The sequence below is a fragment of the Burkholderia pulmonis genome (genome assembly GCF_984667975.1).
The window spans coordinates 14160-33981 of record NZ_OZ480189.1; the positions used below are offsets into that span (position 1 = coordinate 14160).

General features: G+C 61.6%; 25 protein-coding genes. All 25 read left to right on the top strand.

All coding sequences use genetic code 11. The features are described from left to right. Positions 1–29: 29 nt before the first annotated feature. On the top strand, positions 30–524 hold the full coding sequence (locus AC5LXK_RS37245; protein ID WP_122174156.1) for a type 4 pilus major pilin: 495 nt from the start codon (positions 30–32) through the stop codon (positions 522–524). 70 nt (positions 525–594) lie between these two features. After that, the gene (locus AC5LXK_RS37250; protein ID WP_163013132.1) at positions 595–1623 is read left to right on the top strand and encodes an ATPase, T2SS/T4P/T4SS family; all 1029 of its coding nucleotides are present in this window, start codon (positions 595–597) and stop codon (positions 1621–1623) included. Then, positions 1624–2094, top strand: a complete 471-nt coding sequence (locus AC5LXK_RS37255) for a hypothetical protein (RefSeq protein ID WP_122174130.1) — start codon at positions 1624–1626, stop codon at positions 2092–2094. It abuts the gene before it with no gap. Then, positions 2091–2405 carry a hypothetical protein gene (locus AC5LXK_RS37260; protein WP_137910198.1) on the top strand — a complete coding sequence of 105 codons (315 nt, stop codon included), beginning with the start codon at positions 2091–2093 and terminating at the stop codon, positions 2403–2405. The genes AC5LXK_RS37255 and AC5LXK_RS37260 overlap by 4 nt, the downstream gene beginning before the upstream one ends. A gap of 3 nt (positions 2406–2408) precedes the next feature. Beyond that, positions 2409–3710: a shufflon system plasmid conjugative transfer pilus tip adhesin PilV gene (pilV, locus tag AC5LXK_RS37265; RefSeq protein ID WP_122174134.1), complete on the top strand. Its 1302-nt coding sequence runs from the start codon at positions 2409–2411 to the stop codon at positions 3708–3710. Positions 3711–3728: 18 nt separating this feature from the next. Next, positions 3729–4553, top strand: coding sequence for a hypothetical protein (locus AC5LXK_RS37270; protein WP_137910199.1), 825 nt, complete (start codon positions 3729–3731; stop codon positions 4551–4553). Between the two features lie 88 nt (positions 4554–4641). Further along, complete coding sequence (locus AC5LXK_RS37275; protein ID WP_122174136.1) at positions 4642–5799, top strand: CAP domain-containing protein; 1158 nt, start codon at positions 4642–4644, stop codon at positions 5797–5799. A gap of 11 nt (positions 5800–5810) precedes the next feature. Next, positions 5811–6119 carry a DUF3717 domain-containing protein gene (locus tag AC5LXK_RS37280; protein ID WP_137910200.1) on the top strand — a complete coding sequence of 103 codons (309 nt, stop codon included), beginning with the start codon at positions 5811–5813 and terminating at the stop codon, positions 6117–6119. After that, positions 6116–6742, top strand: a complete 627-nt coding sequence (locus tag AC5LXK_RS37285; protein WP_137910201.1) for a hypothetical protein — start codon at positions 6116–6118, stop codon at positions 6740–6742. The genes AC5LXK_RS37280 and AC5LXK_RS37285 overlap by 4 nt, the downstream gene beginning before the upstream one ends. 2 nt (positions 6743–6744) lie before the next feature. After that, positions 6745–7452, top strand: a complete 708-nt coding sequence (locus AC5LXK_RS37290; protein WP_122174142.1) for a lytic transglycosylase domain-containing protein — start codon at positions 6745–6747, stop codon at positions 7450–7452. Then, positions 7449–7772 carry a hypothetical protein gene (locus AC5LXK_RS37295; protein WP_122174144.1) on the top strand — a complete coding sequence of 108 codons (324 nt, stop codon included), beginning with the start codon at positions 7449–7451 and terminating at the stop codon, positions 7770–7772. Before AC5LXK_RS37290 ends, AC5LXK_RS37295 begins: the two co-directional genes overlap by 4 nt. A gap of 6 nt (positions 7773–7778) precedes the next feature. After that, the gene (locus AC5LXK_RS37300; protein ID WP_122174146.1) at positions 7779–8228 is read left to right on the top strand and encodes a VirB3 family type IV secretion system protein; all 450 of its coding nucleotides are present in this window, start codon (positions 7779–7781) and stop codon (positions 8226–8228) included. A 52-nt stretch (positions 8229–8280) separates the two neighbouring features. After that, on the top strand, positions 8281–10692 hold the full coding sequence (locus AC5LXK_RS37305) for a VirB4 family type IV secretion/conjugal transfer ATPase (RefSeq protein ID WP_226230403.1): 2412 nt from the start codon (positions 8281–8283) through the stop codon (positions 10690–10692). Then, a complete protein-coding gene (locus tag AC5LXK_RS37310) occupies positions 10689–11114 on the top strand; it encodes a hypothetical protein (protein ID WP_137910202.1) in 426 nt (141 codons plus the stop codon). Before AC5LXK_RS37305 ends, AC5LXK_RS37310 begins: the two co-directional genes overlap by 4 nt. Before the next feature lie 43 nt (positions 11115–11157). Further along, positions 11158–11829, top strand: a complete 672-nt coding sequence (locus tag AC5LXK_RS37315) for a TrbJ/VirB5 family protein (protein ID WP_224755968.1) — start codon at positions 11158–11160, stop codon at positions 11827–11829. 29 nt (positions 11830–11858) lie between these two features. After that, complete coding sequence (locus tag AC5LXK_RS37320) at positions 11859–12797, top strand: TrbL/VirB6 family protein (protein WP_122174083.1); 939 nt, start codon at positions 11859–11861, stop codon at positions 12795–12797. Between the two features lie 17 nt (positions 12798–12814). After that, positions 12815–13174 carry a hypothetical protein gene (locus AC5LXK_RS37325; RefSeq protein ID WP_122174086.1) on the top strand — a complete coding sequence of 120 codons (360 nt, stop codon included), beginning with the start codon at positions 12815–12817 and terminating at the stop codon, positions 13172–13174. 153 nt (positions 13175–13327) lie between these two features. Then, complete coding sequence (locus AC5LXK_RS37330; protein WP_163013130.1) at positions 13328–14236, top strand: VirB8 family type IV secretion system protein; 909 nt, start codon at positions 13328–13330, stop codon at positions 14234–14236. Beyond that, a complete protein-coding gene (locus tag AC5LXK_RS37335) occupies positions 14236–15105 on the top strand; it encodes a TrbG/VirB9 family P-type conjugative transfer protein (protein WP_122174090.1) in 870 nt (289 codons plus the stop codon). The genes AC5LXK_RS37330 and AC5LXK_RS37335 overlap by 1 nt, the downstream gene beginning before the upstream one ends. Continuing rightward, positions 15098–16396, top strand: coding sequence for a type IV secretion system protein VirB10 (gene virB10, locus AC5LXK_RS37340; RefSeq protein WP_224755970.1), 1299 nt, complete (start codon positions 15098–15100; stop codon positions 16394–16396). The genes AC5LXK_RS37335 and virB10 overlap by 8 nt, the downstream gene beginning before the upstream one ends. Next, positions 16344–17516, top strand: a complete 1173-nt coding sequence (locus AC5LXK_RS37345; RefSeq protein WP_256103088.1) for an ATPase, T2SS/T4P/T4SS family — start codon at positions 16344–16346, stop codon at positions 17514–17516. Before virB10 ends, AC5LXK_RS37345 begins: the two co-directional genes overlap by 53 nt. Beyond that, entirely contained in the window at positions 17513–18034 is a 522-nt protein-coding gene (locus AC5LXK_RS37350) for a hypothetical protein (protein WP_049036540.1), read from the top strand. Before AC5LXK_RS37345 ends, AC5LXK_RS37350 begins: the two co-directional genes overlap by 4 nt. Then, on the top strand, positions 18034–18696 hold the full coding sequence (locus AC5LXK_RS37355; protein WP_049036537.1) for a hypothetical protein: 663 nt from the start codon (positions 18034–18036) through the stop codon (positions 18694–18696). Before AC5LXK_RS37350 ends, AC5LXK_RS37355 begins: the two co-directional genes overlap by 1 nt. Beyond that, positions 18696–19106, top strand: a complete 411-nt coding sequence (locus AC5LXK_RS37360; protein WP_137910203.1) for a hypothetical protein — start codon at positions 18696–18698, stop codon at positions 19104–19106. The genes AC5LXK_RS37355 and AC5LXK_RS37360 overlap by 1 nt, the downstream gene beginning before the upstream one ends. Continuing rightward, positions 19103–19753 (top strand): phospholipase D family nuclease, encoded by a 651-nt coding sequence (locus tag AC5LXK_RS37365; protein ID WP_063851222.1) that lies wholly within the window; start codon positions 19103–19105, stop codon positions 19751–19753. Before AC5LXK_RS37360 ends, AC5LXK_RS37365 begins: the two co-directional genes overlap by 4 nt. Positions 19754–19822 lie beyond the last annotated feature (69 nt).

Sequence of the window (19822 nt, forward strand, 5' to 3'; positions counted from 1 at the left end):
TATCGCAAGCGTAGCGTAGGAGAAAGGACATGGGTGACTTACTGGCAACCTGGTACGGCAAGCTGTTGGTGCTGTTGAGTATGGCGGCCGCCGCTGGCGTGATCTATGCCGCGTCGGGTGGCAACAAGGTTTCGTCGCAGGTGAGCGACATCACGTTGCTGCAAGGGGCGGCAAGGCAGCAGCTGGGCGAAACGCCCAATGGATACGCGAATTTCACTACGGGGAATGCCGCGTACCTGATTCAGAACAGCATCGTGCCGCCTGGGATGGTACGCAACGGGAACCTGGTTAACAAATGGGCCGGCGCCATCACGCTGGCACCTACGAACAACAACGGTCAAGGCGTGATCACCTTGGCAGGCATCAACAATCAGAAGGACTGCTCGCAACTGGTGACGACGTTGCGCGACTACGACACGCTCGTGATCGGCGGGACGACGTTTACACGAAATGCTTTGCCGGATGGCGTTAATGCTGCTCAGGTGTGCAGCAACAACACCACGATCCAGATCACGTTCAGCTGATGGAAGCACGGCGGCCTTGCGCGGTGCGAGCGGCGCAAGGCCTGTCGATAGATGTCATAGGAGAGTAACGATGCTGTCGAATGAATATGCGTTTGGGAAAGCTGAGCCGCGCGAGTGGACCGAAGGGGCTGGAGACGGCTCGCTCGCGGCGCTGAGTTTTTCGGACCTGTATCTCGAAGCGGGCGACAGCGCGTGGTTCAAGACCTACGCAAATGACCCGGTTCGGCATGAAATCGGCTTCGAGCAACGCGATGCGATCGCAGTGCTGAAACAGCACATCGAGACGACGGTCACGAAGAACGATTTCCGTCTGAAGTGGGACGGGCTGTCGATGCGAGGCGCGCGGTTCGAGACGATCGCAGGACCGCTGTACGTGCTGCGCCGCCATGCGCCGGCTGCACTCGCGTTCGACACGCTTGGCTACGGTGATCGAATTGAACGCGCGTTGTTGTCGCCCTCGATGCGCGGTCGTGTCGTCCTGATCTCGGGCGGTACGTCGAGTGGCAAGACGGTTGGTGCGACGTCGCTGACCGTCGAATGGATGAAACGGTACGGCGGGGTGGGCTACACGATCGAGAACCCGATCGAAGTGGAAATCGAGGGCGTGTACCGCGGTGAAGACGCAACCGGCACGCTGTATCAGAAGGAAGTGGATGAGGACACTGAGTTCGGTCCGGAAATCCGTAGGCGTCAGCGTGGCGCGCCGAACTTGATCATGGTTGGCGAGCTACGTACGGCCGATGCCGTTGTACAGGCATTGCTCGCGGCGGCGTCCGGCGTGCTGGTGATTGCGACGTATCACGCTGCCGATCAGATTACCGGGCTGCAGCGTCTCGCGAGCATGGTGCGCGACGCCGGCGCAGATGCGGGTTTGTTTGCGCAAGGGATTGGCGCGGTGATTCACCAGAGCCTGCTTTTGACGGAGCGCGACGGCGCAATGCAGCGGAAGTTGCATGTGACGCCGCTGATCGTGGCAGGGTCGCGCAACGAAAAGGGCATTCGATCGCAACTGCACGGAACGGATTTCCGTCAGCTGTCAACGGAGATTGATCGGCATACGCGCCTGTTGAATAACGCATCGCTGGATGTGGAGTTCTAAATGGGCTACGCGCTGCTCCCGCTCGTGGTGTTGATGTTGGCGTTGAGCCTGATCGCAGGCGAGCAGCGCGCGGTCGGGCGTGTTGCCGGAGCGGACGCGCGCGCGGACAGCAGGGCCGAGACGCGTGCGCTGCAGGCAGAAGTATTTGCGGCAGCGTGTGTAGCAAGCGCGCAGGCGCAGCCTGGTTTGGTGAGCGACGCGCTGGTCGTGACATGGCCGTCCGGATTGACCGCGCTGCCTGGCGCGAACTGCGTGACGCGCGCGGACGGTGCGGGGCGGTTGGTGTTCGCGGGCGTACCGACGTTGCCGGGTGCGGCGGGCGTGCTAATGGAGCGCCTCAACAATCCGGCGTTCTGGTATGCGGTGCCGGCGAGCGGTACAGCGAAGGCGCTGATCGGTGGGCAGACGATCAACGTACCGACGACGTTCGTGGCCGGCACGCTGCTCTATCAAGGGAGGGTGACGCCGTGACCGGGAATCTGGATAGGGAGTCTGCCGAACCGGTACCGACGCGGGTCGAACAGGTTGTCATGGTCATTGCGCGGCTGGTGGTTGGCGTGATCGTGATGATCTTCGTCTATCAATGGGCGTTTGAACCGGCGATAGCGGAGATTCTGAAGATGCCCGCCGATGCGGTCGGGTCGCGCATCGCCGCTGCGCTCGGCCTGGCGATGGTGGCCGTGTTTGGTGCGGTTCAGCTGTTCGAGGTGATTGGATGGCTGATCTACGGTGCATTCGAGTGCTACGCCGCGCTTCGCGCGCGCGGCGGGCAACAGGAGTAAGCGATGGGCGAAATGCTCGGCAGTCTGGCCGGTACGTTGATGTGGCTCATGATGGCTTCGGTGCTGTTCGCGTGGCTGCAGCGGTCTGCGGATTCAATTCAGGTCGCCGGCGCGGCGAACCAGGCGCAGGTCATGGGTGCGGCGCTGGGCCGCTACGTGAAGGATCACGGTGCGGACTTGGCTGCGGTCGCGACGCCGACGCAGCCGGCCAACGTGACGGTTTCCGACCTGCAGGCTGGCGGCTATCTGCCGTCCGGCATGAGCACGGCGAACGTGTTTCGACAGCAGTGGGCGGCGCAGGTGCTGCAGCCGCAACCGGGCAAGCTGCAGACGATGCTGTTCACGACGGGTGGCACGGCGATCCCGCCGCAGAAGCTGGTGCCGCTCGCGTCGCAATCGAGCGGTCGCGGCAATCTCGGTGGCTTTGTGCCGTACGCGAATCAGGCCGGCGACGCGACGATGCAGCCAACCGTTGCGATCGGCGCAGGCGGGTCATTCCGCCAGTCGCTCACGGGGTACGCGAATCCGGGCAGTGGCCATCTCGCGATGATGGTCGGAGTGGGCGATGCGCCGAGCGACAACGGCTACCTGTATCGGGTCGACATGAAGCCGGGTCGGCCGGATCTCAATGCGATGCAGACGGACCTGAGCATGACAGATACGACCGGAGCGCAGCACAGCATCAATGGTGCCGACGTCGTCAACGCAAACACATTTCGGCTCGCAAATGGCGCAGGGATGAACGGGGACCAAGGCGGTTCGCTCGAGCTGGGTGACATGAGCGGCACCCATCCAGGTCAGGTGCCCTATGTCGATTTCCATTACGGCGGTAAGGGTGCGCAGGATTTCAACATGCGCCTGATGAATGACGGCGACAACCACTTGATGGTCAGTGGCGCCAACGGTAAAGGGTCGCTGGGCGTGCAGGGCACGTTGCAGGCCGGAAATATCGCCGTCGCGTCGACAGCGTGCTCTCCGAACGGAGCGATCGCCGCGAATAGCGATGGGTCGGGGCAGATTCTCTCTTGCCAGTTCGGAACGTGGATGCCGATCGGCGGCCGCTGGCTGCGGTATGGGTATTACACGGTGTGGGATGCCACGTGGGTGCCCCAACCGACGTGTCCGAACGGCGGATCAATGCAGATTCAAGTCACCCCGCAAAACTTCAGGGTGAATGAGACCAGCGTCGTGAATGCAGGACCTGCGACGTGGACAGGCAATGGGTGGCAGGTTCACCTGACTGATGGTGTCGGAAATGGGATTCCCGGAGCGCAGGGGATTGCCGCAACGTACTGCGCGTACTGACGATCGAGGAATTGAACCATGTCACGCAACAACAGCAACGCAGCTTGCCGCGAAGTGAATCGCGGATTTGGGCGGTTCGGATGGCCGTTGCTCGCGCTGTTCACGATCTCGATCGCAGCGACGCTGTCGATTCAAAACGCTCGTGCTACGCCCGTAACCTGCTCGCCCGGCTACCAGGACAACACGTGCCTGACACCGATCTATCACGATCCGATCCCTGCGCCGCAATGTGCGCAGGGACCTGGATGGGTCACAACGGGGAGTGCGGTTTGGCAGGGTTCGCACTGGAGTCAGCCGCAGTGCAGCTATCAGGCGCCGCCGAGCTGTCCGGCTGGCATGTTGCAGACGGCAGCGCCGACCTGGACGGGGTCGCAATGGACGCAGCCCGGTTGCCAGTCTGTTCCGCCGCCTGCTGTCGATCCGATCGCCCAATGCGCGCAAGCCATCGCGCAGCGGCAAGGTGGGTACGGCATCACTGATGCGAACGCTGCGACGGACGCACCGGTGCTCGAGGCAAACAACACCCTTCGCTGGCATTACTGGACTGCCAATAACTACAGCGATTGGAAAATCACATGGAACGGCGTGTATGCGCCGCCGAAGCAAAACGGGAATCTGTTCTCGTTCACGACGAACGGACAGTTCGTCGTGGTGAAGGGGGCACGTCTCGATTATGGGCTCGACTCGGGTTCCGGTATGGAAGTGCAGAACTTTGTGGCTGCTGTCTGCGAAGCCGATCCGAATACAGGGGCTGTCATCGGCGTCCACGAGGCGATAGGTTTTGCACGGTGTGGCGGGAAAACACCCGAGAGCTGGTCCGGCCCGTGTAGTGGGGGGCATTAAGCGAATGGGAAGTGCAGCGCGCTCGACGCGTTTAAGGCAAGGCAGAGCATCTTAATCGTTGTGTAAAACATTTATCCGAGGGGCATTCATGAATACCGAAAAGAACGTCATCAAGCTGGCCGTGATCTCTGTTGCTGTAGCCATTGCGTTGTCCGCATGCGGGGGCGGTGGTGGTGACGGTGGAAGCAATGGTTCGAACGCAGGAGCCACGCAACCGTCGACGCCGGCAGTGCCGCCGACACCTGGAAGCTCGACGTCCGTGCCGCCTCAAACCAGCGTGCCTGCCCCGACGTATGCCAGCGATTCGCCCAGCGCGACGATTTTTTCGAAGTTGAACGCCTATCGTCAGGCATTGGGTGTTGGCTTGATGAAACAGGACGCGGATCTGGATAAGGCGGCGATCGCTCACGCCAACTATGGTTTGCAAAACGTTCCGAGCCGCGCGATTTCTGCGCTGGGTCACGACGAAAACGCGTCGCTTCCGGGCTATACCGGTGCGTCGCCGGTTCAGCGTGCGCAGGTGGCCGGCGCGCCGTCGACTGAATGGGTCGGCGAAGTGGCCTTCAGCGGCTATGGGCCGGTCGTGCAAACGACTGGCGCAGATTGCGCGAATACCTGGCTTAACAGCGTCTATCACCTGCAAGGCGTGACCGCAAACTCGGAAAGCATGGGTGTCGGTGTCGCTACGACGGTAACGACGCCGCCGGCCGGGCAGCAACCGGCGATGTGGTCATTTTGCGTTCTCGACATGGGGACGACGACGGGTGTTCCGGCCGCACCGAATCTCAGTGTGCCGACGCAAACGAACTCGATTCCTTCGAGCGGTGGACAGCAATTCGCGACGAACCTGATCGTTCACGCGCCGTACATTGACGAGGCCGGTGTGGCGACGGCACTGACGCTTGGGGAAGTCCCGAATCCGGCACCGGATCTGGGGGCGCCTGGCCGACCCATCATGGTCCGCGTGAACGCGGCCGCCGGGAACACGCTGACGGTTTCGAACTTCCAGCTTGTCGACAACACCGGCGCAGCAGTGTCTGCTCGCATCCTCGTTCCGCAAGGCGCGGTGGCGGGGTCGACCGCTTCTGTTACGGCTGACCCGAACAATGGACTTTCGCCCGGCGTTGCTTTTCTGCTGCCGCTTGCGCAGCTGAAGGCCAATACGAAGTACACGGTGACGTTTGCCGGCGCACGCGACGGCTCGCCGATCTCGACGTCCTGGTCGTTCACTACCGGCGCGCAATAAGGAGCGATGTGATGCCACGGCCCTCTCGATCCGATCAGGCACGAGCTCCGGCTCATGCCAAAGAAGCATCGGCCGATACCCCGATTACGCTGCTGCAAGTCGAAGCTGCGATCAATCGGCTGCGTCGACGCCCGCTCGAGGTCAGCACAGCCGGTCACGCCTTCGACCTGCATGAGCATCAGCGCAAGCAGCTCGAGGAACTGTACCGGGACATGATCTCGACTCGCCGTCATGTGGTGCCGCTCATGCAGGTGCCGGCATCGGCGCGAGGTTTCTTCCATGCATGGCCTGATGCCTCGGACGCCGGAGCGCGGACATGAAGAAATTTCGACTGAAGCGTGTGGTCCTGCTTGCTGCGATCGCGGTCGTCACGCTGGTGCCAGCGCGCGTGGCGCTCGCAGATGGCTGGGGGTGTCAGGTGTTGATTTGCCTGTCGGATCCGCGCGGGCCGGAATCGGAGAAAGAGTGCGTGCCGCCGATCGAGAAGCTGTGGGACGCACTGCGCCATGGCAACCCGTTTCCGACCTGCGACCTGGTGGCGTCACTCGCGAGCCTGCCGGCGGAACTCGTCGACGCGTTTGAACCGGGAACACTCGAAAGCTATGGCAAAGGGTCGTCGGCGTCGAATACGTGGGCAAGCGGTGGCTATTGCCGAAAGGATCTGGTGGGTTGGGGGGGCCACGAGCAGAGCGAACTCGTATGTAAGGCTTCTGGTGCGATCAACGTGATGATCAACGGCCAGCTGCATACGCGAGTGTGGTGGGGCGTAAATGGCGGTGGGCTGATCGGGAACATCCAGGGCGGCCCGCACACCATCACGGAAAACTACGTGGGCCCGACGCCGTATCCGGCGTATGACCCGACAAAGGCCGGTGCCGAGTTCCTGAAGGAATACCAGCAACGCAACGACCAGGGATTTTTTGGCGGCGGTGGGAGGCACTGACGATGATTGCGATCGATCTTCCTGTACTCGCGTCGACGTGTGCGCCAGCCGTTCACCCGGTGACGCTCTCAGCTGTCGTACGCAACGAATCCGGCGCGAATCCGTTTGCGATCGGTGTGGTTGGCGGACGTCTCGTGCGCCAGCCGCGCACGCAGGCCGAAGCCGAAGCGACGGCCGCAGCACTCGAGCGAGCTGGCTGGAATTACAGCGTCGGCCTGGCGCAGGTGAATCGCGCGAACTTTGCTCGCTATGGGCTGGTTGGCGGCGCTGCATTCGATCCATGCGCAAACCTGCGTGCAGGCAGCGAGATCCTGGCCGACTGTTACCGGCGCGCGTCGATCGCGGCAGGTCCCGGGCAACGGGCGTTGCGCCACGCGTTGTCCTGCTACTACAGCGGCAACATTCAGCGCGGATTCAAGATCGAGAAGGATGGCACGAGCTACGTGCAGCGCGTGGTCGCGCAGGCGTCGCCGCAGACGCAGCAGAGCGACGCCGGGAAGCTGACGCGGGAACCTACATCGGGTAACACGGCAACGTCGGCCGATGCGCCGGCCGCTGCGGTGCCGGCGATCGCGGTTGTACCGGACGGGGCGCCCGCGCGGCGCGTAAAGCGTGTGACGAAGGGCGATGCGGCAGCCGGCGCACCTTCGAAAGGTTCAGGTTGGGATGTATTTGGGGATTTTGGAGCGACAAAGGAGAACCGGGAATGAACTATCTGAAGAAATTGTTTGCGCCGCTCGACCAGCGGTGCGTGCGCGAAACGCTGGTTGCGATCGCTTTGACCGGCGTTGCTGTCAGCGCCCAGGCGGGTGGCCTCGACACGGGGAAGCAGGGGCTGTCGACCTTGCAGATCTGGTTGTACGCGTGCGCTGCGATCGTCGCTGCCCTCTACCTGATCAAGGAAGGGATCGCAGCGTTTAAAGCAGGCGGCGACTGGGTGCACGATTTCGGGATGTCGTGTGTCAAGGTGTTTGTCTGCGGCGGAGCCGTGGTGCTGGCTGGTTGGCTCTTCTCGGCCGGTGGGAGCTGATCGGCGATGAGCACCGAGAAGACCTTGTATCCGTCTTACGCGGGGTTGAACCGGACCGCGATGCAGTGGGGTATCCCGCTGCTGCCCGGACTGGCCGTGTTCGTCGCGAGCATGTTCTTTTCGCTCGCGGGCGCGGCCTTCATGGGGCCGGGCGGATTCGTGCTCGGTCTGCCGGGCGTGCCGATCATCATGTATTTCAAGCACGTCTGCGCGACTGATGACCAGGCACTGCGGATCACGTGGTTCGAACTCATGTGTGTGCTACGTCGCAAGAATGCGTCGCTGTTTGGCAAGACGTACACGCTCGCGCCGATGCGTTACGGGCGTTCGTACCGGCAGATCCGCGAGCAGCTAGCGCGACCGCTTTCGCTTGAGTTGCAAGAGCGATTCATCGCGCGCTTCAAGGCCGAGCTCGAGGAAGAACGTCTGGCGACGGAAGCGGAGGGTGTGCTGTGATGAAAACGTCGATGAATTGGGGCGGCTTGAGCATAAGACCAGAGGGGGAATCGTGCTGACGAGCGAACTGATGAAAAATCAGCCGGCTATCGAGGATCTGATGCCGAAGATCGGCCGGCCGATCTCGGAGATTGTCACGAGCTACGAAGACGATCGCGCGGCGATCGTCGTGCGCCTGCCGGGTATCCCGTTCGAGTCGGTGCCGACCGCCGAGATCGAATCGCATTTCGAAGCGCTGAACCGCTTTCTGGCGGCGCTGGTGATGGACAAGGGAAATCGTCTGGGCATGTGGTGCACGTTCACGCGCCGACGCGTGACGTTCGACGACGAATACGGATTCACGTCGCGCTTCATGCAGCGCCTCTCCGACAAATATCTGAAGCGATTTCAGAACGGCAACTATTTCGAGAACGCGTTCTATATCACCTTCATCCTGAAGGGCGAAGACCTGCACGAGCTGATCCCGGAAATGCACGAGATGGCCGAGACGATCGACAAGGCGTTGGCGATCTACGATCCGACCTTCCTGCGCGTGGTCGAGCGGCACGGCGTTATGTTCAGCGAACCGCTCGCGTTCTTTGCCGAACTGATGAACGGTGTCGAGGAGCCGATTCCGGTGACGGCGTCGACAGGACGCGAAATCATCCCGTCGGCGATGCACCACTTCCACTACGACGTGCTGGAGATTCGGGCCGCGCACAAGACGCGATATTGCATGTGCTACGACCTGAAGGATCTGCCGCAGATGGGATGGGGCCATCTGAACCCGATGTTGACGCTTCCGGTTGAATTCACGCTCACGATCTCGTTTATCGGGATGGGGAACTACGAAGCGCTGTCAAAAATTGCCGACCAGGCGAACAAACTCAGTTCGGTGGAGGACAAGGCAGTGCACCAGCGTGAGGAGCTGGAGCATGCGCAGGCGTTGATCGCCGGGCGCGATCTTGCGTTTGGTGAATACCATGCAGCACTCGTCGTGTATGGGGACACCGCCAAGAAGGCAATCGACAACGGCGCGTTCGCGTCCAGCAAGTCGTTGAACGAGTGTGGCCTGCGTTGGATCAAGGCGACGCTGTCGGCGCCGATTACGTTCATGAGCCAGCTGCCGGGCGCGAAGCACAAGCCGCGGCCGATGCCGAAATCGACACGCAATCTCGCATCGACGTTCAGCCTGCACAACTATTCGACGGGCAAGGCGCGCGGCAATCCGATCGGCGACGGAACGGCCGTGATTCCGCTGCAGACCGAATCGAAGGGGCTGTATAGCTTCAACTTCCACGTCACGAAAAACGACGAGAACAACACCGGCGAAAAGATCGCTGGCCACACGGTGGCAATTGGCGACACCGGGGAAGGCAAGACCACGCTGCAGGAGATGCTGGTTGGCTTCCTGGAGCGCTTCAACACGAAGATGTTTGCCCTCGACATGGATCGCAGCATGCAGATCTTTATCGAGGAGCTCGGTGGTGTTTATTTCCCGCTGCGTGCGGGCGAGCGTACTGGCCTTGCCCCGTTCGCGTTGCCGAAGACGGCACGCAACCTCGAATTCCTGTACGACCTGGTTGGCGCGTGCGGTCGCGACGAACACGGTCGGCTGAGTGTCGAGGACACCCGCGCGATCAAGCTGGGCGTCGACGCAGTCTATTCGCTCACGAACGTTCGCGATCGCCGCTTCTCGCGCCTGCTCGAAAGCATTCCGGACATGGGCGAGGGTTGTCTGCGTCGTCGGCTCGGTATCTGGTGCGAATCGGAAGGCGGGCGCTTTGCCTGGGCACTCGACAACGCGTCGGACACTGAGATCGACATGGCGCAGTTCCATCGGATCGGGTTCGACGTCACGGACTTCCTGAGGAAGGATTACGCCCCGACCGAGCCGGTGCTTGCGTTCCTGCTGTATTTGAAGAGCCTGATGCAGGTGCGCGGCGGCTTGCTTGCGACGATCATCGAGGAGTTTTGGTTGCCGCTGTCGTACCCGACGACCCAGAAGATGATCGAGCGCAGCCTGCGCGTCGGCCGGCGCGCCGACGAGTTCGTGATTCTCGTATCGCAGACGCCTGACGAAGTGCTCAAGAGCCCGATTTGCGGCGCCATCATGCAGCTCACGGCGACGAAAATCTTCCTGCCGAACCCGAGCGCGACGCGTGCGAGCTACGGTGAACTTATGACCGACCGTGAATTCACCGAATTCAAGCGTATCTGCACGAAGGGCTCGCATACCTTCCTGATCAAGCAGGGCAACCAGTCGGCGTTCGCGACGCTCGATCTGCGCGGTTTCTCCGACGAACTGTCCGTGCTGTCGGCGAACCTCGAGAACGTCGCCATCTGGGAGGAGGCGAGCCTGGAGGCTGACGGCGATCCCGAACTGCGAATGGAGCTCTTCCAAGCACGCCGGAAGGGTAAGCGTGATCGCAAACCCATGTCAGCGGATATCGGGCGAACGTCTCCGGCAGGAGTCACGGTATGAAAATCGATCGTATTCGACCCTTTCGTGCGGCTGTGTGGATGTTGCCGGTTATCGGCGCATGTTGGGTGGGCGCAGCGCACGGGAGCGGGATTGATTCGACGACTTCGTCGTCGATCATTGGGGCGACTGGTCTGAAAAGCTGTCGGCATGTTTCTGTTCCGACACTGGTGGATATCTACGCACGGCAGGTCCTTGCTGACAACCATCTGTTGAACCTTATTTCGCTGGAGCGGGAACGTGTTCGAACGTCACACGAGGTGAGATTGGCCGTGTCTTGTACGGCCGCTTCACCGACCGGCGTTGATCATCAGTCGTGTATGCAAGTCGTCGGATCGCTGCGCCGGTTGAGGTGCGAGGATGCACTTCGACGGGTTCAACAATGGATTCAACAGATCGATCGGCTGTCGATGCCGGGCTTTTGATGATGCGGGATAGGCCGACACGGGGTCGGCGAGGAGAACCAGCATGAACACGATGCGAATTACGAAGGTAGCCAGGGCGGTTGTGATGGTCGGTGCATTGCTCGGCGCTGCGCCGTCGATTGCGCTGGCGCAGACAGGGCCCGGAATTCCGACGTTTGACCTAGCGGGCGTCGCGCAGGCGATCGCCACCGTCAAACAACTGAAAATGCAGTATGACCAGGTTGTGAATCAGATCAACATGATCAAGGGCAATCGCGGCCTCGGGCTGATTTTCAACAACCCGGCGCTGCGCAACTATTTGCCTGATAACTGGAAGTCGATTTACGACCTGGCGAACGCCGGGCGGCTGAACGGCATTTCGGGCGTGGCCGACGAAATCATGCGGCAGGAAGGTATGACGGTGAACGCATCGATGGCGCCGGGCGTCTCGCGCTACATCACGACGCTTGCGACCAACAAGGCGATTACGCAGAAGGCGTACGACGCTGTGATCGAGCGCCTGCAGAACATTCAGTCCCTGATGCAGCAGTCGGATACGACGCAGGATCCCGCGGCGAAGGCCGATCTCGCGAACCGATTTGCCGCCGAGAACGCGCAGATCCAGTCCGAACAGACGCGCTTGAATCTCGTTCAGCAGCTGCAGGCTGTCGAAGAGAAGCTTGCTGCACGTCAGGCGAATCAGGCGGTCATGAGCAAGATGACCGCGGACGAATGAGCGGCGGCTAACTTCTATAGGTGGCGATCATGGCAATCGACGTTTTTACTACGATGGAGCAGGGGTTCGACGAATCCATCCTGCAAACCATCAACAGCGGCTCGTCGCAGATCATCTCGATGATCTCGCCTCTTGTCTCGGCCGGCTTTGGCATCTACGTGCTGCTTGTGATGGTTTCGTACATGCGCGGGCAGGAGGAGATGCCGATCGTCGATTTCCTCCTGAAAGCCTGCGGCTGGCTGGTCGTGCTCGTATGTGGGATGAACATCCAGTACTACAGCCAGTATGTCGTGCCGTTCTTCAATGGATTCGGGGACGATATCGCGAAGGCTATCACGCACGGTAACTCCGGCATGTCGGCACTCGACAACCTGTTGAATCTATATGTAACGGCGATACAGAACGGCTTCAAGCAGATGAATCCGGGCATCTTCGAGGTCGGGGTGTGGATCGAACTCATCTCGCTTTCGTTCGCGCTGTTGTTTGTTGGAACGATTTTCCTGGGTATCGCGTGCGCGTTCATCATTCTCGCGAAGTTTGCGCTGGGCCTGCTGCTCGCGCTTGGGCCGATGTTCATCGCGTGCGCACTGTTTCCGCCGACGCGTCGATTCTTTGATGCGTGGGTCGGGCAGTGTGTGAACTACGGCATTTTGGTTGCGTTGTTCGCTGCGGCCGGCGCCGTCGAGGTCAACTACGCGACAAGCCATCTTCCCAAGAGCTTCACCGCGAGCGATTACATGCTGACTTGGGTGACGATCGCGAAGATCTGGGCGAGCGGCATCGTGTTCATCATCGTGTCGCTGAATCTGCCGTCGCTTGCCTCGCAGCTGGCTGGGGGCGTCGGCATCTCATCGATGGTCGGGAATTTGAGTGGCGCCGCGCGCGGCGTGGCGGCTGCGGCGAAGAAATTGGGCGGCCTGGGTGGCGGTGGCCGCTCGGGTGGCTCAATCGGCGCGGCAAAAGCATAGAACAACTGGAGGGCAAGATGAAACAACACGTTTTCGGATTGGTCGTGGTGTTGGCCGCAGCGGCCGCGGTGACGGGCTGTCAGCCCCGACAGGGAGAGGAATTCGTCGGTCGGTGGAAGCAGTTGCATCCGGATGAACGATACGGCGCCGATCTCGTGATCGAACGCGGTCAAGATGGATTCATCGTCACCAGCTGCCGGTTCGACACAAAAAATCAGTGTGACTTGACTGCTGCTTCGAGTCGCGTTCCGGCGACGCTCGTGAGCGGCATGCTGCAGATCAATATGGGTATTGGCGCTATCAGTATCAGCTATGACCCGAAAACGCAGCATGTGCAATTCCGGCGTGACGAGAACGTTCGGGTGGAAGCTAAGTGATACGGAGTCGGTCATGCGTCAATGGATAGCCCGTCTGCTGATTGTCGTGTCTGCCGGCGTACTGGGTGGCTGTGCGTCGTCGCACGAGCTGCCGTCGCCAAAAGGTGCGTGGGAGCCGGTGAACTGCGTGCCGGCCGTGGAAGGAGAAAGTTAATGTTTGGATTGAAACGTTCATCGGCTGGCACCGGTGCGACACCTCGCGGACTCGCGCGAATCGTGGGTGGCGGGGTGCGCAAGCCGTCGCCGGCGCGACAGGCAACCGCGCCTGTCGGCGCGCCGGCGCGTACTAGCGAAGAAGAGGCTAAGCAGGCGCAATCCAGCTTGTCGGCCGAGGCGCGCTGGTATCTGGATCGAGCGCTGGAATTCGAGCAATCGAAACAGGAAGAACGCGCGAAGCTGACGCAGTTCGCGATTCGGGTTGCGATTGGTGGAGGTGTGCTCGGTTTGGCGGGTTTTTTAGGTGGTGCCACCTTAGTACAACTAAAGAGGCCAAGTCCACCGGCGTTGATCCGTACCAATGACACGAACGGAACGACGAACGTGATCGGAGTCGTGCGCGACGGCGAAATGCCGTTCGGGCAAATCCAGGACCGTGCGGATCTGCGCCGGTACGTGACGATGCGCGAGGGTTACGACTGGGAAACGCTTCAGGATATGTACGACACCGTCAAGTTGATGTCGGCGGACAAGGAAAAGGAGATCTACGTCGCTTTCTACGACCGCCCCGACTCACCACAGAAAGTGCTGAAGAACCAGTTTCGGATCGTCGCGAAGGTGGGGGCGATCACGTTCGTCGGGTCGACTGCTCAGGTGTTTTTCTCGAAAACGCTAATCCCGCTGGCGACCGTTCAGAACCCGAGGAACGCGTTGAACGAGCCGAAGAGCGAGTACTGGGTGGCGACGATTTCATACCGCCACGACAACTTGCCTGAATCGGGCGAGGAGCTCGAGCGGGATCCGACCGGCTTTCGCGTCACGAGCTACACGGTCGATCGGGACTGGACGCGCACGGACTCGACGCCGGCGATACCGCCGCTGCCGGGTCAGAAGGGAGGTGCATGATGAGCGGCCAAATTCTCGGCGGGAGACATGCCGCATGTCGGTCGGCGCGCAGCCCCCTGCTTGTGGTGGCGACGCTCGCGGCTGCATTCGTGAGCTCGTCGGCCTGGTCCGCCATCACGCCGGGCCCTTGTGCATCGGACGAACACGTGCGCTGCGCCGAGTACGACGCGACGACCGCGTACCGGATTCCTTACCGGATTGGTGAGGCCTTTGTGGTCCAGTTCGAGGCGGACGAGATCGTCGACGACAAGAGCGGAGGGCTCGGTTCCGGGGAATCGGAGGGGTGGTCGGTTGGCGGTAAGGCGAATTGGTTCATGTTCAAGCCGAGCAAGAAGAAGCCGAACACGAACGTGCTGATCGTAACCAACAAGCGGCGCTACGTATTCCAGTTCGATGCCGCTGCCCGCAACGAGGCGGCGATCTGGTCGTTGTCATTCGATTACCCGGACACGCGCGCGAAGGCGGAGCAGGCCGCGAAGGCAAAGGCCGATAAGGCGCTGGCGATCGAGCAGGCGGGTGCGGACACATCCGAACGGCGCAACGACGATTACGACATGAAGGGCGATGTGGCCATCGCGCCAACAGCGGTTTGGGACGACGGCCGATTTACGTATTTCCAGTACGACACGTCGCGCAGGGTGCCGGAGATCTACGAGATCCAGGCAGACGGCACGGAAGCGGCACCCAAGCGGCATGTTGATGGCGACACGATCGTGATCGAGGGTATGGCGACCGGGTTCGTGCTGCGTCTGGGCAAGACGGTGATGGCTGTCCGCAACAACGCGTATTCGCCTGATGGGTCGTTCAACCGGACAGGCACGACGGTGCCCGGCTGGGTGCGTATTACGAAGGATGGCAATCATGGTTGACGCGCACGAAGACTCTGGCATGGACCCGGATGTCAATGCGATGAGCGACGTGAGCACGTCATCGGCGCCGGAGACGGCCAGCACCCGGAAGAGGCCGGAGCCAGAAGTCGTGCCGCCGGCCGGTATGGACCCACGCGGCATTCCGGGGCTGGCACGAGGCAAGCGAAACACGAGCGTGCGCGGCGTCGGGATCATCTTCGTGATCGTTGTGATCGTGATCGTGATCGCGGTTAGCGTCGCGATTTTTGCGAAGCGCTTTGGTGACGCGTATCTAGAACACAAGCGTTCCAAGCGCGATGCCCCGGTTCAGACAGTTGTGGCCGATCCTGATTTTCAAGGCAACAAGAATCACGTCGAAGCGGCGCAAGCGGCTAGCGCGGCAGAGGCGGCGTCAGCCGCGGCCGCGGCATTGCCCGAGCCGTCAGGTGCACGCGGGACACAGAACGCTGGCAATGGCGCGACGGCAACAACCGGCACGACGACGGCCACAACGTCAACCGGCGGCCCGGTCGCTGCATCTGCGCCAGGTGACCCCCGCCTGTCGGGCGACGTGCTCGTGAAATTCGGCAAGTCGGATGATGGGCTCGCTGCATTGACGCAGGCATCGGCCGCCGCTTCAGCCGCGAACGCTCCTGTGCGCCAGTACGCGCGTGATGGCCTGGATGACAGCCTCGCGCCCTCGCGTCTCGCGCCGGTCAAGGCCAGTTTCCTGCCGAACCTCAGTTTGCTGCTCAAGCGAGGCTCAATGATCCCGTGCGGGCAGTTCACCGAGATCGTGTCCACACATCCTGGAATCGCCACCTGCCACGTGTCAGAAGACGTTTATTCGGCCGATGGGAAGACGCTGCTGCTCGAGCGCGGTAGCGAAGCGACCGGCGAGCAGCGCAAGGCGATGCTGGAGGGCCAGGGAAGCATTTTCGTGGTGTGGACCCGCATCGATACGCCATCGGGTGTGACGGTCGATCTCGATTCGCCGGCGACGAACGCGCTCGGTGCGACAGGCATTGATGCGGACGTCGATACGCACTTCTGGCTGCGTTTCCGGGGCGCACTGATGTTGTCGGTGATCGGCGACGTTGGCCAGGCGCTGTCGAATCTGGCCCAGAGCGGCAACGGTAATCGGATCCAGTTCTCGAACACGACGTCGCAGAGCCAGCAGCTGGCGGCCGACACGCTGAAAAACACGATCAACATTCCACCGACCGCAACGTCGCGCCACGGGTCGACAGTGAACATCTTTGTCGCGCGCGACGTCGATTTCGGGAGCGTCTATGAACTTGTCAAGCGTTGAGCCCTACGACAGCAGCGTCACGGTCCGCAATCTGATGGAGTCGGCGGGCATCGCCGAACTACGGGCACTGACGGGCAACACCGAGATCGCGATCAACCGGCCGGGTGAAGGCTGGACTGAGACGCGCAACGGTTGGCAACAGCACGAATTACCGGGGGCGTCGCTCGACGCGCTGATGAAGCTCGCCAATGCGCTTGCGATCTACAACAAGGTAACGCCACCGCTGTCGGTCGACGATCCGGAAAAGCCGGTGCGATTGCCGAACGGTGAGCGCGGCCAGATTGTGATCCCGCCCGCGTGCGAGCCGAACACGGTATCGATGACGATCCGGATCCCGAGCGCCACGCGTTTGTCGGTGGGCGATCTGACGCGTGGAAATTTCCTGAACGACTTCCGGATCGTCGGGACACAGGACGCATCGTTCCTGTCGGCGAATCCGAACGCGCCGTCGTTTGGCGATTTGAGCATGAACAGTTCGTCGGACGTGGTCGATTCGAGGCGTCAACTCGCGGCGCCGGCGGCCGTTGTGCTGCAGCGGTTCGAGCTGGACATGCTTGACGCGCTCGCGCAGCGCGATATGGGTCAATTCTTGACGCTGGCGATGCTGCACCGGATGAACGTCGTGCTGGTGGGTGGCGTCGGCTCGGGCAAAACCACCCTGATGAAAGCGCTGGCCGACATCGTGCCGTCCACGACGCGGGTCGCGACGATCGAAGACACGCACGAAGTGCCGTTGCCGAATCAGCCGAATCACGTGCACCTGTTCTTCAGCGAATCGCTGCCTGCGCGCCGGATCGTGAAGGCGACGCTGCGGATGAAATTCGACCGCGTGTACCTGGCCGAGTTGCGCGGCGATGAAACGTGGGACTACCTCGTGCTGCTCAACACCGGGCACCAGGGTGGTATCACGACCGTGCATGCGAACGACGCAATTTCGGCGTTGGCACGGATCGCGACGCTGGTGAAGCAAAGCCCGGTCGGCCAGACGCTGACGTGGGAATTCATCCTGCGCGAGGTCAAGAGCACGATCGACGTAGTGCTGTTCATGGAGAACAAGTGCCTGAAGGAAGTGTATTTCGATCCGGTCGGCAAGTGGAAATTACTGCGAGGTCTGGCATGAGCGAACAAGAAATCAAGTGGACGAATTTGCATCCCGTGCTGTGTGCGCCGCCGACGCAGGCCGAGCTCGATGCGGAACGCCGCCGCGCACTGAGGTGGTGGTTCAGTGCATGCGGCGTGGTCGCTGCGATCGAACTTTGCGTGCTAAGTCGCGTCCTCTGGGGCCAGACGTCGAGCGTGCTCGGTGGGTTTGTCATGTTTCTGCTGGTGGTATTCGCGATACCGATTCTGAGCGATGCCTCTCCGTGGTCCACCAACACCGCGTGGTCGCCGATGGCGGCCGACGACCTGCCGGTTCTGAGAGATGTGTTTGCGCGCGACGCATTGGATGCCGAATCGGTTGAGCAATACCGCCAGCAAGTCGCAGCGCTTGGCCGACCGCTGGTGCGGCGCGATCTACGTCTCATTGCCGAGCATCGCCAGGCGGTACGCACTTGGATCGCGCAAGAAGCGAGCGCGAGAGATCTCGCGGCGTTCAGCGAACCAGGTGAGATGTCTCGTGAAGCTGGAGGTGCGTAATGAGGAAGAACATTCTGAAATGGTGGTCCGGTCTGCAGCAGAACCAGTCACGACAGGCCGCCCGCGATGCATGGCGCGCATCGTTCAACGTGACCGACGAAACGCAGTGGGCCGTCTACATGAACGGTGTGCGTGCGGGGCATGTCACCGAACAGATGATTCGGCGTATCGAGCACCTGCTGCAGGACGACAAACGGTTGCGCTACTGGCATCTCGGTCGCGTCGGTGAAGGGCTGTCCACCGTGCTCAACGTGATGAGCGAGCTGGTTCGCTTCCTGGCCGTCGGATTCGCAACGGTGTCCGGTCTCGTCGTGTTTGCTGCGCTGTGTTCGTCGACGGAAGTCGCCCGATGGCTGCAGCTGGCGGCCGCGCAGCCGGCCGACACCGCCAGGACACTGAGTACTGCGGCCACCGGTATCAGCCTCGTGATGATGGCAGCGACGATCGCCTACTTGATGGGACGCATCAATGAGGCGTCTCCCGACCCTGACCCATATCGCGATGCCTGGATTGACCGGGTGAGGATCGCCGCTCAGATCGTGACGCTCGGCGCTCTCTCGTGCGAGCTGCCGGTGGCGAATGGCCGTTTGATCCGCCTACCGCACGGCGGGGTCTTTCTGCGTCGTGGAAACGAGGTGTTGCATGGAATGGGAGACGCGTGATGCCGAATATCTCTCGACTTCGGCATAACGAAGAAGCGGCGCTAGCCGAAGTGATAGCGGCTCAACGTCGTTTGGCGCGTCGCTCGCCCGGCGTCACGCTCGATACGCTGCGGCAGGCGAAAGCTCGACTCGACGCGATCCAGGAGGATCTGGTGTTGGCGGGCGAGCTGCCGGGGCTGTTTCTGCGCCGCTACTTCTACCTGATCGATCGGGCGACGGTTGAACGATCGCCAGCCGGGGTGTGTGTTGCGTTCCCGGTGATTCCCGCAGTGGCGGATTTCCGCGATGGGCCGCTCGATGATCGGTTCCTGTTCGACGTCGAGCGCTCGCTCGACGCCGTGTGCGCGGCTGGAGGTGCCGAGCGTCTGAAGACGATGCAGGCGGCGGAACCCGCGGAGGATCGCTCATGAAAGGCGCAATCGTGACCGGTGCGGCCGCCGTGCTGTTGCTCAATGGCCTGCCGGCGTCTGCGCACGTCGTTAGCCTTGAATCGACGGGGTTGTTGAGCGCGGTGTCGAACTCTGTTTCGCACTTTTTCGCGCTGGCCAACACGCGTAGTCCGCAGCCCACTGGGACTTGCGTGGCCGAGGCCGGGTTCTCGCCGGAAGGAACCGGTGCGGCACTGGTGCTGAAAACGATCGCGAGTGCGAAGCGAACCATTCGCGTGTCGGCATACGTGTTTACCTCTCGTGAGGTTGCGCGGGCACTGGCCCAGGCGAAGGCGCGCGGCGTGGATGTCGCGGTGGCTGTCGATGCGCGCGAAAACCTGTCTGGCCCCGCGCGCGGCGCCAGTGCTGTTGCGCTAAGCATGCTGCTGCGCGTCGGCATTCCGGTGCGGACGATCGACGCATTCGCGATTCATCACGACAAGACCGTCACGGTCGACGGTGAAACAGTACAGACCGGCAGTTTCAACTTCAGCGCGGCTGCCGCTCGCAAGAACAGCGAGGACGTGCTGGTGCTGTGGAATTGCCCGGCAATCGCGCAGGCCTATACCGCCCACTGGCAAAGCCGGTGGGTACAGGGCACGCCGTATCGCGCGCGGGGAGAATCCTGATGAGCGGAGCGCACGTGAGGTTGCGAATCGTGGGTGATGTTGGTGTGCGTTGCCAGAGCCTGGCAGGGA